13 protein-coding genes are annotated in these 15,020 nt (G+C 29.1%); 3 read left to right on the forward strand and 10 right to left on the reverse strand.

All coding sequences use genetic code 11. The annotated features are described in order from the left end of the window. Window positions 1–22 precede the first annotated feature (22 nt). The 7 genes from BQ5344_RS10255 to rapZ all read right to left on the reverse strand — a co-directional run bounded on the left by BQ5344_RS10255 (window position 23) and on the right by rapZ (window position 8,342). A complete protein-coding gene (locus BQ5344_RS10255; protein WP_071125233.1) occupies window positions 23–778 on the reverse strand; it encodes a class I SAM-dependent methyltransferase in 756 nt (251 codons plus the stop codon). A 26-nt stretch (window positions 779–804) separates the two neighbouring features. After that, window positions 805–1,674, reverse strand: a complete 870-nt coding sequence (locus tag BQ5344_RS10260; RefSeq protein WP_071125234.1) for an ABC transporter permease — start codon at window positions 1,672–1,674, stop codon at window positions 805–807. A gap of 45 nt (window positions 1,675–1,719) precedes the next feature. After that, complete coding sequence (locus BQ5344_RS10265) at window positions 1,720–2,787, reverse strand: ABC transporter permease (protein ID WP_071125235.1); 1,068 nt, start codon at window positions 2,785–2,787, stop codon at window positions 1,720–1,722. Further along, window positions 2,780–4,297 carry an ABC transporter ATP-binding protein gene (locus tag BQ5344_RS10270; protein WP_071125236.1) on the reverse strand — a complete coding sequence of 506 codons (1,518 nt, stop codon included), beginning with the start codon at window positions 4,295–4,297 and terminating at the stop codon, window positions 2,780–2,782. Before BQ5344_RS10270 ends, BQ5344_RS10265 begins: the two co-directional genes overlap by 8 nt. 327 nt (window positions 4,298–4,624) lie before the next feature. Further along, window positions 4,625–5,641 (reverse strand): hypothetical protein, encoded by a 1,017-nt coding sequence (locus BQ5344_RS10275; RefSeq protein WP_071125237.1) that lies wholly within the window; start codon window positions 5,639–5,641, stop codon window positions 4,625–4,627. Window positions 5,642–5,660: 19 nt separating this feature from the next. Continuing rightward, the gene (uvrC, locus tag BQ5344_RS10280) at window positions 5,661–7,445 is read right to left on the reverse strand and encodes an excinuclease ABC subunit UvrC (protein ID WP_071125238.1); all 1,785 of its coding nucleotides are present in this window, start codon (window positions 7,443–7,445) and stop codon (window positions 5,661–5,663) included. A gap of 9 nt (window positions 7,446–7,454) precedes the next feature. Then, on the reverse strand, window positions 7,455–8,342 hold the full coding sequence (gene rapZ / locus BQ5344_RS12100; RefSeq protein WP_071125239.1) for an RNase adapter RapZ: 888 nt from the start codon (window positions 8,340–8,342) through the stop codon (window positions 7,455–7,457). A gap of 314 nt (window positions 8,343–8,656) precedes the next feature. Between rapZ and BQ5344_RS10290 the strand changes: the two genes are divergently transcribed. Beyond that, complete coding sequence (locus BQ5344_RS10290; RefSeq protein WP_021770041.1) at window positions 8,657–9,172, forward strand: hypothetical protein; 516 nt, start codon at window positions 8,657–8,659, stop codon at window positions 9,170–9,172. A gap of 120 nt (window positions 9,173–9,292) precedes the next feature. Here the strand turns inward: BQ5344_RS10290 and BQ5344_RS10295 are convergent, their stop codons facing one another. After that, window positions 9,293–10,393 carry a hypothetical protein gene (locus tag BQ5344_RS10295; protein WP_156908210.1) on the reverse strand — a complete coding sequence of 367 codons (1,101 nt, stop codon included), beginning with the start codon at window positions 10,391–10,393 and terminating at the stop codon, window positions 9,293–9,295. Between the two features lie 718 nt (window positions 10,394–11,111). On the opposite strand from BQ5344_RS10295, the gene adhP reads away from it, so the two are divergent. Continuing rightward, entirely contained in the window at window positions 11,112–12,152 is a 1,041-nt protein-coding gene (adhP, locus tag BQ5344_RS10300; protein ID WP_021770062.1) for an alcohol dehydrogenase AdhP, read from the forward strand. A gap of 324 nt (window positions 12,153–12,476) precedes the next feature. Here adhP and BQ5344_RS10305 read toward each other — a convergent pair whose 3' ends face one another. Beyond that, window positions 12,477–12,974: a GNAT family N-acetyltransferase gene (locus BQ5344_RS10305; protein WP_071125240.1), complete on the reverse strand. Its 498-nt coding sequence runs from the start codon at window positions 12,972–12,974 to the stop codon at window positions 12,477–12,479. Window positions 12,975–13,303: 329 nt separating this feature from the next. Between BQ5344_RS10305 and BQ5344_RS10310 the strand changes: the two genes are divergently transcribed. Then, the gene (locus BQ5344_RS10310) at window positions 13,304–14,287 is read left to right on the forward strand and encodes an FAD-dependent oxidoreductase (protein WP_021770060.1); all 984 of its coding nucleotides are present in this window, start codon (window positions 13,304–13,306) and stop codon (window positions 14,285–14,287) included. Between the two features lie 169 nt (window positions 14,288–14,456). On the opposite strand, the gene BQ5344_RS10315 is transcribed toward BQ5344_RS10310, so the two are convergent. Next, window positions 14,457–14,987, reverse strand: coding sequence for a DUF5105 domain-containing protein (locus tag BQ5344_RS10315; protein ID WP_071125241.1), 531 nt, complete (start codon window positions 14,985–14,987; stop codon window positions 14,457–14,459). Window positions 14,988–15,020: the final 33 nt, after the last annotated feature.

Raw genomic sequence — 15,020 nt, forward strand, 5'->3', positions numbered from 1 at the left:
TTATAAAACAGCTTTTTCATTTTTATTCTTTTATTGCTCTTGTTGCTACAAAACTTGCAATATTAAGTTCATGCAACCTTCCAAATCCATTTGTATCATCATAAATATCTGTTAGTCTAAATCCAGCTTTCAATTGTCCACCTATCTGTTCTGATATTGTGTGGGAAAATTGAATTCCACAGTCCTGTTCTTCCAGCTGTTTTCTTTGCTCTTCATTGACTAGTGGGTTGAATGGAAGACTATTGATGATTTTTTCTTCCTTTTCATCTACAGTATAATTTGTTCCAATATCCAAGCCGCACAATAAAATTCCACCTTTTTTCAGGATTCGGTAACATTCTTTAAAAACTGGTTCAACTTTTTCGATATAGGAGTTGCTTACTGGATGAAAAATTATGTCAAAACTATTGTCTGCAAATGGTAATTTTTTTGTCATATCAGCTTTGATAATTTCTATTTCATATTTTTCACGTTCTGCAACCATTTTTTCAGCTTCCAGCTGTTTATCTGAATAATCCAAAATAGTGCAGTTTGCACCCAAAGCAAAAAATATAGGCATTTGCTGTCCACCACCAGAAGCCAGTCCTAATATTTTTTTATCTTTTAAGTTTCCAAACCATTCGTGAGGTACAGGATTGACTGGTGTTAAGAGGACATCCCAATTACCATTTTTAGCGTTTAAATAAGTTTCATGGCTAATTGGCTGTCCCCATTCCCAGCCTTCTTCAACCCATCGGTCAATTGTTTCTGCATTTATTTCTTGATAAGATTTTAGCATTTTTATTCCTTTTTTGTTATCAAATTTTATTTTTCATACGGCAATCCTGATGCCTTCGGAGCTTTTGATTTTCCTACAAATCCAACTAATGCCAATAAAGTTAAAACGTATGGTATCATTGTCAAAAATTGTTGAGATATTGGCAGTCCGATTGTTTTTGAAACATCTGCAAATGCTTGTCCGAAAGCAAACAATAGACTTGCCAAAATTGCTCCTATTGGATTCCATTTCCCAAAAATCATTGCTGCCAAGGCGATATATCCACGTCCTGCTGACATATTATTTGAAAAGGCAGGAAGCAATACGGCTGTAAGGTAAGCTCCACCAAGTCCTGCTAATGCACCTGATATAAGTACAGCGATATATCTTGTCTTGTAAACACTTATTCCAACTGTATCAGCTGCTAATGGATGTTCTCCAACTGAACGGATTCTCAAACCTAAAACAGTTTTATACAAAAAGAAATACATTGCTATAGCAACGGCATAAATCAGTATTATCATTAATGGACGATTTGCCAATGATTTTGCTAATGGAGTACTTCCAGCAGTTTTAAAGATAGTTTTTATTGAATATGAAGTTATTGCAGCTGCAAACAGATTTATTGCAACTCCACTTATAATTTGATTTCCTCTAAGGTTGATACTGATTATTGCATGAATTAGCGAAATTAGAATTCCCACTATTATTCCAAAAATTATTCCTAAATATGGATTCCCTGTAGTTATATTAGCAACTGCTGTTGCAAATGCTGAACTTAACATAATTCCTTCAAGTCCAATATTAACAATTCCACTTCTTTCAGAAATACACGCTCCTACGGCTGTTATAAGTATTGGAGGTGCTATTATTATTGTCTGCTGCAATAAATTAAATATTTGTTGTAATATATTCATTTTATTTTTCCTTTCTGACTCAATATTTTTATTTAATAACTAAATTTATGCCGCTTTCTTTTTATTAAGCATAAATTTAAATAAATTTTCTGATGCTACAAAAATTATGATTAACGCTTGTACAATAAATACAATATCCTTGTCAATCTGATGTCTTTGCTGCAACATTTGTCCCCCAACTTCAAGTGCCGCATAAAATATTGCCGCAACTAATATTCCAAATGGGTTATTTTTTCCAAGAAGTGCTACTGCAAGTCCTGTAAATCCATAATCTCCCATTATAAGTTCAGTATATGTGTACTGAGAAGCTCCACCTAAAACACGTTCAGCTCCTCCAAGTCCAGCACACGCTCCAGCGATTCCCATTGCCAAAAACATAATGTATTTTGGATTAATTCCTGCATTTTCAGCAACTGTATCACTTTGTCCAACTGCTTTTATTTCATATCCTTTTTTGAAATATTTGAAAAAGAAAAATATTCCTATTGTCAGAAGAATTGCGATTATAAAACCAAAATTCAAGTTCTGTTTTGTAACTTTTGCAAAAAGTAACGGCAATCTGGCTCCTTCAAAAACACGTGGTGATTGTGTATTTTGTGTAGTTGTATCTTTTAAAATTCCGTTTAATAGAAAATTTTGCACTTCGATCATGATATAGTTTAACATAATTGTACTGATTACTTCATTCACTCCAAACTTTGCACGTAACAGTCCAGCTATCCCAGCCCATAAAAATCCTGCGATTACAGCTACAAGTATTACAACAAATACATTTCCAAAAACATAATTTTTAAATGTAATTCCCCAGAAAGTTGCAGCAAGTCCCCCAGCAACCATTTGCCCTTGCATTCCAATATTAAATAATCCCGCTTTAAAGGCTACCATTGTCGCAAGTGCTGAAAATATTAATGGCGTTGCAATAAATAATGTTTTTGCAAGTCCACTAAAGAATGGTGATCTTGGAGAAGCCTGATAAAAAGCTGCTCTCATCATATCAATGTAGGCTGTAAACGGATTTACACCTTTCGTCATCATTATTATTCCACCAATAATTAATGCGATTAATACTGCAATTATAGACGGTAGAAAATCCTTTATCTTATATTTAATCATCTATTTTCCCTCCTGCCATTAATATTCCTAATTTTTCTGTTGTTGCATCTTTTCTATCCAAAATTCCTAAAATTTTTCCTGAATACATTACTGCGATTCTATCACTCAAAGCCATTACTTCCGACAGTTCTGCAGAAACAACCATTATTGCTTTTTTCTTAGTTTTTTCATTTAAAATTGTATTGTGAATCATTTCTATTGCTCCAATATCGACTCCTCTTGTAGGCTGTGCTGCAATAATAAATTTGTTTTCACGTTCTAACTCTCTTGCTACAACAACTTTCTGCTGATTTCCACCAGATAATCCACCAAACTTGATTTTTCCATCTGTAGGTCTAATATCATATTTTTCTATATATTCATTAGTTTTTCTTTCAATTTCACTATAATTAAGCAATAGCCCCTTAGAATACTGATCTTGAAGTCCCAAAGCCATATTTTCCTCTATTGTAAAATCATCAATAGTTGCTCGTTTATGTCTATTTTCAGGTATATGGGAAAGTCCTTTTTCTTTGATAAGTTTAGGTGTCTTGTTTTCCAGCTCATCATTATTTATATAATACGTTCCACCATCAACTTTTACAAGCCCTGCCAAAGCCTCAATAAGTTCAGTTTGTCCATTTCCTTCTACTCCAGCAATTCCCAGTACTTCACCTTCATGTATTTCAAATGAAACACCTTTAACTTTTTCAATGCCTCCACTTTTTACAGTCAGATTATCAACTTTTACAACCACATTTCCAAGTTTTACATCTGGACGTTTCACTTCAAACAATACCACACGTCCAACCATAAGGTTTGCGATTTTTTCCTTTGTTGCTTCTGCGGTTTTCAATCCTCCAACATCGCTTCCACGTCGAATAACTGTTATATTATCTGATAAATCAAGTACTTCCTGCAATTTATGTGAAATAAAGATAATTGTTTTTCCTTCTTTTATAAGGTTTCTCATAATCTCATAAAGCTCTTTTACTTCCTGTGGTGTAAGTACCGCACTTGGCTCATCGAATACAAGTAATTCTGCACCTTTAAATAATACTTTTAAAATCTCAATTCTTTGATGAATCCCAACTGACAGATCCGATATTTTTGCATCTGGATCAATGTTCAGCCCATATTTTTCAGAAACTTCCCTAACCTGCTTTCTCGCAGTATTAAGGTCAAAAAATACTCCACCCTTTGTAGGTTCAAATCCTAAAACCATATTTTCAGCAACTGTCAATGTGTCAACTAGCATAAAATGCTGATAAACCATTCCAATTCCTAAATTTGCCGCAGTTGTAGGACTATCGATATCAACTTTTTCCCCTTTATAAAAAATTTCACCAGAAGTTGGAGAATAAAGCCCGTTCAAAATTTTCATAAGTGTAGACTTTCCAGCTCCATTTTCCCCAACAATCGCATGAATTTCCCCTTTTTTAACCTTCAGCGTAATATCATCATTTGCGACAATTTTTCCGCCCAAAAACTCTTTCCGTATATTTTTCATTTCCAAAATATATTCGCTCATCTTTCCTCCTACTTCTTAAGATTTTATTTCTTCAATATTTTTTTCCTAAAAATCATTCATCCAAAAAATTTTTTTACACTTTACATTTTTCAATTATTTTTATAAACAATCATTGTTTCTTTTGTTTTTATATTCTTTATATTTCAAATGTTATTTTAATTAAAAAATTATAAGTACTCAAAAAAACTTTTAAAAACTATAAACAAAAAATAAAAAAACTGTCGTTAATAAAAAAAAATCTAAAATTTAAAGATAAAAAAATAGACGAATGAATGATTTGAAATTCGTATTAAACAAATTTATTATTTATATTATAAAAATATAATTTTAAAAAAAATCTGACACGTAATAATTAGAATTTGTCTTCAACAAATCAAGTACTGCTATTGGTTTTTTAACTACATTTATCTTGTAATCCTTGTAATAATACTTAGGATTTTTTCCGCCAATAAACACAACTGTATTGTTTTCATTATAAGTATACCCTGTATATTCGTCATTTTCAAGTAGCAATGGCGATCTTTTTAATTTTAATTTATTTTTAGCAAGTTCTTCAATTATATCATTAGGAAAACCTGTTAGATAAACATTCCTTTGAAGCTCTGGCAACACAGCCTGATCCTCCAGTTTATCAGAAAGAAGAATATCCTTATCAAATTTATAAACTGAATCATCTTTAAATTTATTTAATCCTGAATTTTCATAAGTTTCCTTTATAAAAAATTCAACATTCGATTTTTCAAAATTTTCTACAACTTCCTTTCGATTATTTCTCAACTCTTCAATCAAGAATTCCTTATCCAGCTCTGAATAAACATTTTTCGGATTAAAATCAGTTTTATTTAAAAGTTCATAAAGCACATAAATCTGTCTATTTAAATATTCCTGGTCTGTTCCTATATATTCCGTCAAATTAGCATCGCTTGACATTGCAACCATCTGCTGTCTATAATATTCATCCAAGGAAGATGCAGGCAATTCCAATATTTTTTCTTCTTCTGAAAGCTGGTCAATTTTTATATCCTGCATTTCCTGATAAAATCTATTTTCCAAAAGCAATGAATATTTTTTTCCTTTTTTTATATTTTTCAGAAAAGTGTTAAATTCATTGTAAAATCTATTTTTTCCGAATAAATCTGTCGGATAAGTAATTTCAAACAATTTTATCTCATAACGCCCTGGTATAACCTTTCGCATTTTCTCTTCCCCATCAATAATCACTTTTACCTGATTAAATCGTGGCTTTTCTTCTTCCTTCCATTTTATCTCCTTTTTTATCTTATCAAAAAGAGCAAAACTCGTCATAGTGCATCCTAGCAACATCAAAATTATTAATTTTTTCAAGTTTTTCCTCCTAATATTTTTATAAATTTTCTTTTATCGAAATAGCAATATTTTCTGGCACAACTTCCATCAGTTCCTCCAATGTTGCATTTCGTATATTTTTTATCAATTCAAATTTTTTTATTAATTCCTTTTTACGCTTTGGTCCAATTCCTGTAATATCATCCAATGCACTTTTTACATTTCGCTTACTTCGTAATTTTCTATGGTGAGTAATTCCAAACCTATGAGCTTCATCCCGCAATCTTTGCAAAATTTTCAATGTTTCATCTGTTTTTTCAAATAAATATGGCTCACTTTCATAACTTTTAAAAATTTCCTCTTCCCTTTTTGCAATCCCAATTACATCGGTATGTTCAATTTTCCCAAGTTTTTCGAGTACATCTACAGCCACTCCTAACTGCCCTTTTCCACCATCAATTAGAATCAAATTGGGCATTTGATTATTTTCCATTTTGGAATACCTTCGTGTCAATGCTTCCCGCATCATTAAAAAATCATCAGGCGTGTCTTTTACGGTAATCTTAAAATGTCTATATTCCTTTGGCGTTGTTTCTCCATCAAGTGCCACCGTCATAGCCGCAACCGCATCTTTTCCTTGAATATTTGAAATATCAAAACATTCAATTCGGTAAGGCAAACTTTTCAATCGCAATTCTTTTTTTAAATTACGCAATCCTTCCTGAACCATACGACGTTTTCTGTAATATTTATCCACTTCCTCACGCAGGTTTAGATACCCCATTTCTAAAAGCTGCAATCTTCGGCTATTTATTTTTGGAAAATGAAATTTTATTTCCCTATGTTTTTCAATTTTTGCCCATTCTTTTATTAAAAGTTCGCTTGACATAAATCGCTCATCACAAATAATATGCTTTGGAATGTTCCTTTTTTCATAATATGAAGTAATTAACCGCTCAAACAGGTTCTCCTCTTGACTTCTCTCCATCGAAATTATTGTATGGTTTTTATTAATAACCTTCCCTTCCCGAATATTCAGTACGCACAAAAACACATTTTCTCTTTTTTCCTCAAATACAAATACATCTTCATCAATTTCCTTACTGTATTCAATAATTTGAGTTTCCAGCATTTTTTTCATCACAGCCAGTTTTTCACGTTCAGTAATCGCACGCTCAAATTCCATTTCATCACTAAACTTTTTCATTCGGCTTTCCAGCATTTCAATAACTTTGTCAGAATGCCCCTTCAAAAAATTCTTGAAATTTTTGACATTTGTGCTGTACTCATCTTCAATATCCTTGTATTTACAGGGAGCAGGACAAGTTTTCATATAATATTTTAAGCAAGGTTTTGTAATTTTGTCCATATTTCGATTGCAGTCCCGTACTGGAAATATCTTAATAAGCGACTTCATCGCAAAAAATATTCCCATCGGATAAGGCCCAAAATATTCTGCATTTTCATTTAATTTTTTCGTACTTCTCACAATTTCCACTTTAGGAAATTTTTCTTTTGTAAATTTTATATATGGGTAAGTTTTTTCATCTTTTAATAAAATATTATATTTTGGCTTATTCTTCTTTATAAGATTATTTTCTAGAATAAGTGCCTCAACTTCTGATTTACAGATAAAAAACTCAATATCTCTAATATTTTTCACCAATTCCAGAGTCTTCTGATTATGCGAATTTACATTCATAAAATAAGATTTTACTCTATTTTGTAAATTTTTTGCCTTTCCCACATAAATAATTTTCCCACGCTCATTTTTCATCAGATAAACTCCAGGATGAGTGGGAATATCCTTATATTTAATTGGTGATTTTATTTCTTCTTCCATTTTGTCTTTTTATACCTCCGTTTTATCATCTATTTCCCTATGGAATTTTGTTATCTTATATTCTAGACTCTCAGATAAATCCTTACATAGCATATTTACAAAGGTTGCAGATCTATGCTGACCTCCTGAACACCCTATTCCTATACGCAAATGAGATTTTCCGTCCTTTTCATACTTTGGTATCAAATATTTAAGCATATCAAGAAGCATTTTATAAAATTCCTGACTTTCTGGAAGTCCCATTACATAATCCTGTACATCTTTATGATTACCCGTTTTACGCTTTAAGTCTTGAATATAATAGGGATTTGGTAAAAACCTCAAGTCAAACATTAGATGTAAATCCAGCGGTATTCCATTCTTAAATCCAAAAGAAGTTAGATTTACACTTAATTTTGCTTTTTTCCCTGCAAATTCTTTTTCCAATATTTTCTGAAGTTCCTTTACAGACGTTTTAGTAGTGTCTATTACCAAATCTGCCTTTAACATAAAGTCCTTAATTATTTTTCTTTCAGCCTCTATATTTTCAAGCAATGTATCGTATAAATTTAAAGGGTGTTTTCTTCTGGAAAGCTCATACCTGCTAAGAAGTACATTTGTTCTTGCGTCAAGATATATGATTTCATAGTCTATTCCATTTTTATCCAAAATCTCAAGCTGTTTTAAAAACTGCTCTATAAATTCCTGATTTCTTATATCTATCGCAACCGCAACTTTATTTCTTTTTTTGTTGCTCAAAAATATCTCATTTAGATACTGAAACAGACTTATAGGAAAATTGTCAATACAGAAATATTCCCTGTCCTCAAAAAAATTCATTGTTTCCGATTTTCCTGCACCACTCATTCCTGTTATTATAACAAGTTCTTTTTTTTCTCCTTCTTCTTCCATTATCATCTTGCTCCCTCATGTTTTATTTTGTCTCATTTTTTAATATTTTTCTTTGTTAATTATACCATAATTTTCTCATTTAGATAAACTATTTTTGAAATATTTTAGTAATAATTATTTTACTGCTTTATTTTTTCATCTATTGTTTAAATGCCTATTCTAAGCACTTTAAAAGCCTCATGTGATAATATTATTTTATAATAAAACTACTTTAAAACAGAATTCAAAGGCTATGATTTACCCAAACCCTGAGTTTTATAATTTTTGATAGTTTAGTTTTAAATAGTTTCGGGTATAATTTAAAATTGGAGGAATATAATATGAAAAAATCTATTAATTTTATAATTTTAGGAGTTATCCTTTTCATAATTACCATCAGTGTCTATATCTTTACACAAAACAAATCAGAAATTCCAAAAGAAACTATAATTTCTGCTGTTACATCACAATTTCCAATCGAAAAATCAATGTATACACTTGGAGATATGAAACTTTCCAACCCAACAGTCTACTTTGAAAATGATAAACTTATAATTGATGCTGATTACGAATTTAAAGACAGAGCTACTTCTGAACTGACTACTGGAAAAGCCAAATTTGAAAGTGAATTAGAATATAAAAATTCAAATCTTTATCTTTGGAATTTTAATTTAAAAAAATTAATAACAAAAGATGGAAAAGATACCAAGCCAGATAAATACGCTCTTACCCTTATAAGCACCATATCCTACGAACTGCAATATAAAAAGCCTTTGCTCTACTTAGGAAACAATAAAAAATTTAATTCTATAAAAAGTGTTAAAATCAAAAATAACAAAGTTTTAGGAGAGAAATAGATTTTTCTATTTCTCTTTTTTTGTAGCAAATAAAAATAAGACTGCCTAAATTTTGTATTTTTAAGGAGTCTTATAAATTTGTTTATTTTTTTTCGTTTTGATTTCTTATTCTGTAATATTTTATTCATTGCTAACAATTTTACGAAGCTGTCTTTCTATTTCAGTTTCTGATAAATTGTATTGTTTTATAATTTCACTATATTTAGTATCATTAATTATCTCAAAAATAAAAATTTCTTCTTTTACTTTATCTTTAGATATGTTGTATTTTTTTACACTTTGAGTGTTCAAATCATCAATTATTTCAACAATAAAATTATTTTTTTGTATTTTATCTTCAATTTCTTCGAGATGTTTTTCTATTTTATTATTTTCAAGACCCATACATCCAACAAAAAATTTTTCTTTTGACCAATTTTCTTTCCTTTCTCCCATGTAATTGCAAATAGAAGAATATCTTACTTTTTTAGAAAAATTTAAAGTTAAACGTCTCATACATATTTTTAGTAAATAAATTTTAAAATAATCTTTATCCGAATAATAGGCTCCGTATCTCTTTTCAAAAAATTTTCTCAAACTTCTTGTATAAAATACTGTATAAATAACAGAAAAGAAATATAGTCTAATTAAATTTTCTCTCCCATACCATATTCCTAATGATCTAACTAAACTCATTTCCATATGATTAATTTTTAACCATTTAAAAAGTTTTGATTTTTTTTTATCTAAAAATTCATAAAGAATCTGATAATACTCATAATTTTTTTCTTTGTCAGATTTATCATCCATCCATTCAAAAAAATTAATATCATATATACATTTTAAAGGAAATATATTCTCATCAGTTTTTACTGGTGGTGGAAAATATTTAAAAAGTTCTGTAACTGTTTTTATTTTAAAGTCTTCACAAGAAATTCTTAAGATTCCGATAACAAAAAGAGAGATACTGAAAATAAATAAAATATTTCTATTTATTATTATATTATGGTATATTGACATTGAACAAACAAGCTTTATAATATACCAAAATATATTTGCTACAATAGATTTTTTAGGTATTGAATTAAATATTTCTCTCGTTTTTTTGGGTATTAGATTAAATATTTTAATTAATATTTCTTTTGCATAAAATAACTTAATTAAACCGTTCAAAATAAGAAAAATTGAAAAAATCATAGTAACTTCATTTCTGATTTCTAGGATAACTATAGAAAGTATCATATAAATAACCCCGTACTGAGAAAACATTATAAAAATATAATCTATTATTTTATACATAATATTTGTAATTAATGATAATTTAGGAACATCAAATGTTAAAATTTCTAAAGAGAGAAAAGTTATAATAATAAATAACATAATAATATATACAACAGGTATACTTTGGGCATTTTTCGTATATTTTTGATATGTAGGAAAAGACCAAAATATTATATAAAATATTGAGATTCTCTGTGTTTCGGAAAAATCTTTATACAACATAACTGGAAGAAAAGTTGTCATAAAAAAAAACTTTTCTGAATCGAATAAACTAATTAAATTTTTTAAACTTTCCATCCTTAAAATCCTTTCATAAAATTTATTAAACTTTTTTATTTTTAAACATCAATCATCATTTTCTTATAGCTACATGGTTAATTATTCGTTTTATATTTTCTTAGATTAATTTTAAAAAAATTAATATTTTGAAATTAAAAATAATTTTTTCTAAACAATTAATATAAAATTCTTTCTTTTAACTTTTATTTTTAAATGTTTTCGTTATGAGTATACCTTATAAATTAACGAAAATCAACTTTGTTATATAAAATTATATCTCAATTTATAAAAAAATTATTAAAAAATATTTGACTTTTTTAAATTTATGAGGTATATATTATTATATGAACATATTCACATATATTAATATGAATTTTTAAAACAGAAAGGAAATAGTATAATGAAAGCAGTAGTAGTTAATCAAGAAGGAACTGGAATAGAAGTTGTAGAAAAAGAATTAAGAGGGCTAAAAACAGGAGAAGCATTAGTTGATGTGGAATATTGCGGTGTTTGCCATACTGATTTACATGTGGCTCATGGAGATTTTGGAAAAGTTCCTGGAAGAGTTTTAGGACATGAAGGAATTGGAATTGTAAGAGAAGTTGCTGATGGTGTGACATCTTTGAAACCTGGAGATAGAGTAAGTATTGCTTGGTTCTTTGAAGGATGTGGAAAATGTGAATACTGTATCAATGGACAAGAAACATTGTGCAGAGATGTAATAAATGCAGGATATTCTGCTGACGGAGGAATGGCTGAGCAATGTATCGTTACAGCTGATTATGCAGTAAAAGTTCCAGAAGGATTAGATCCTGCTCAAGCCAGCAGTATTACTTGCGCAGGAGTTACAACTTATAAAGCAATAAAAGTTGGAAAACCTCAACCAGGACAATGGGTAGTAATCTACGGTGCAGGAGGATTAGGAAACTTGGCAGTTCAATATGCTAAAAAAGTATTTAATACTCATGTAATTGCTGTTGATATAAATGACGACAAATTAGCACTTGCTAAAGAAGTTGGAGCTGATTATATTATAAATGGTAAAAAAGAAGACCCTGTTGCAAAAATTAAAGAGTTAAGTGGAATTGGAGCTCATATCGCTGTAGTTACTGCTGTATCAAAAGTTGCATTTAACCAAGCTATTGATTCAGTAAGAGCCGCTGGTAAAGTTGTTGCAGTTGGACTTCCATCAGAAACTATGGACTTGCCAATCGTAAAAACAGTATTAGATGGTATCGAAGTAATCGGATCGCTTGTTGGAACAAGAGAAGACTTAAAAGAAGCATTCCAATTTGGAGCAGAAGGATTGGTTGTACCAGTAGTTCAAACAAGAAATATTGACGAAGCTCCAGAAATTTTTAAAGAAATGGAAGAAGGAACAATCCAAGGACGTATGGTTATTGATATGAAACATTCTTGCGGATGTGGACATAAACATTAATTCATTTAAATTTATCTAAATAAACAAAAAAATGTAATTAACTTTAATTGTTAGTTACATTTTTTATTTTAACAGATATGTTACTCATACTATTTCCTATTTAAATAGTGAAAATCAAAAAATTTGTCAAATTAAAGTCATTTTTTACAAGATTATACTATTAACTATTAAATTATCATTTAATTAAATTTAATCATTAAGTATCCATCTTAAAAATTAGATTTGATTTTTTTAGAAATGTTATCAAATTAATCATTATTGAATTTTATTTCAATTTTTTAAATCGAATTTGGTATAAGACCTATTTGTTTCATTTTAAAAAATTTAAAATGTCAATCTCATTTCATACCAGACAACTCCACCGTGAGCAGATTCTGAGACTCCTTCATTTTTAAACCCAAATTTTGAATAATATGAAACAAGTTTATCCTTACAAGTTAAGACTATTCCTTTTCTACAATTGCTTTTTGCCTCAAATATAAGCTCATTGATTAATTTTTCAGCATACCCTCTTTTTCTATATTCAGGTAACGTATTTACTCCAAAAATCATTTGCCAATTTCCTTTTTCATTATGTAAATTAGGATTTTCATACATTTCATCTTCCAAATTAGGACTATCTGTCACCATTCCATTCACAAAACTCACAATTTTTTTATTTCCATCTTTCCCTTTTTCTTCAAGAATCCAGAAATAATAAGGATAAACAGCTAATCTTCCTTCAAAAGATTTCCTAGTTGCAGCCTCACTTGCTGGAAAGCACTCTGCTTCTATTGCAGTTATCTCATCTAAATCTTCCATTTTTGCTTTTCTAATATTCATAATTTATTTCCCCTTAACTTATTTTATAGAATTCAATTATATCATATTTACAACATAAATTTACTTATAAAAATTAATTTTCTAATGTTTTAAATTTTTAGTTCAAAAAATCCTATTCATCTCGTCAAATAATATATTTCTAATTCTTTTTTTATTAGAAGATATTTATAAACTTAACATTTTTTATTGTTATTAATTTTTATTTCTCAAAATATTATAAATTTAAATATTGACAATTTTAGAAAATTATATTAAAATAAATTGTAATGATTACAAAATTAAATAAAGTATTAGAAAATAAATAAAAATTAAATTTGGAGGTATAGAAAATGGATTTTAGCTTGAACCTTGGTGCTTTAGATGAAGGAAAATTAGTAAAAATTGATGAAAATAAACTTTATGATGTAACTGTCATTGGTTCTGGGCCTGCGGCTGTTTCAGCAGCAATTTATGCAGCTAGAAAAGGACTTAATTTAGCGATGATTGGAGTGAAGATTGGGGGACAGGTTCTTGATACAAATGAAATTGAGAATATTATTGGAACTGTTTCTACAACTGGAGCTAAATTTGCTGAAACATTGGAAAAACATTTAAAAGAACATGAAATTGCATTTAAAGAAGGGCATTTAGTAAAAGAGATTAAAGAAGAAGGCAAGGATAAAATTTTAATAACTGATGATGGAAAAACTTATAAAACAAAAACAGTTATTGTAGCAACTGGAGCAAAGCCTAGAAGTTTGAATATTCCTGGAGAAGCTGAGTATGTAGGAAAAGGGGTGCATTACTGCTCAACTTGTGACGGACCTTTTTATAAAGGGCTGAATGTGGCTGTAATTGGTGGGGGAAATTCAGGTGTGGAAGCGGCACTTGATTTATCTGGAATTGCAAAATCGGTTACATTAATCGAATTTATGCCTGAATTAAAGGCAGATAAAGTTTTACAAGAAAAATTGGCTGAACAAGCAAATATAAAAACTATTTTAAATTCTGCAACAGTTAGAGTTAATGGAAATGAATTTGTGGAGAGCATTGTTTATAAAAGCAGAGAAACTGATGAAGAAAAAACATTGAATGTAGAAGGAATGTTTGTAGAAATTGGACTATCACCAAGAAGCGAAGTTGTAAAAGACTTGGTTGAAACAAATAAAATTGGAGAGATTGTAATTAACCCTGAAAATAATTCAACTTCTGTAGCTGGAATCTTCGCAGCAGGAGATGTTACTAGCATCAGACAAAAACAAATAATTATCGCAATGGGAGAAGGTGCAAAAGCCGCACTAGGAGCATTTGAATATCTAATTACAAAATATTAATTTAAAAAATAGGAAAATAAACTGCACCTAAAATCTTGAACACAAGATAAGAGGTGTGGTTTTTTTTGAAAAATTTAAAAAAGAAGATTAATGAAAATCCTTATTTTCATAAAAAAATACTCCAATTAATTAAAATTAGAGCATTTGTAATTATAAGAAAAATAATATTCTAGTTACTTAATCCAAAAGTAATAATTTTGAAAAATTCTTCATTTTCATCACTAATTACCCAGTCTTTACCATTTTTTATATATTTTACATCCAATGTTTTTTCTGAATATTTTAAATCTTTACTGTCAAATTTTTCATCAAAAAATTCTTTTCCAATTTGAATAACTTGTTTTTGAAGTTCAGCATTAGTTTGTGGCATTGATTTAGACATTCTTTCAGAAAGTCTATTTTGAAGTTCACCTACATATGAAGTTAAATCAGGGGCTTTTAAAGAAACATTTATTATTGCAGTATTTCCTTTTGCTTGAACTTTATTTATTTTATAAGTTATTTTTTTCATTCCTTTACCATATATTTTACCAAATTCTTCTAAAATAACGTTAACATTTCCTTCTGTTTTTCCAAATTTTGACATATCTCCTGATTGGATTATTTTCATTTTTTCCTCAAAATCCTTTTGAGCAGGATGAGTTCCACAACTTACTACAAATAAAAGCATGCTTAATAAAATTAAAATTTTTGCCTTCATAAATTTCTCCTTCAATTTTTTCTACATTATACT

This window comes from Leptotrichia massiliensis (assembly GCF_900104625.1).
GTDB lineage: Bacteria > Fusobacteriota > Fusobacteriia > Fusobacteriales > Leptotrichiaceae > Leptotrichia > Leptotrichia massiliensis.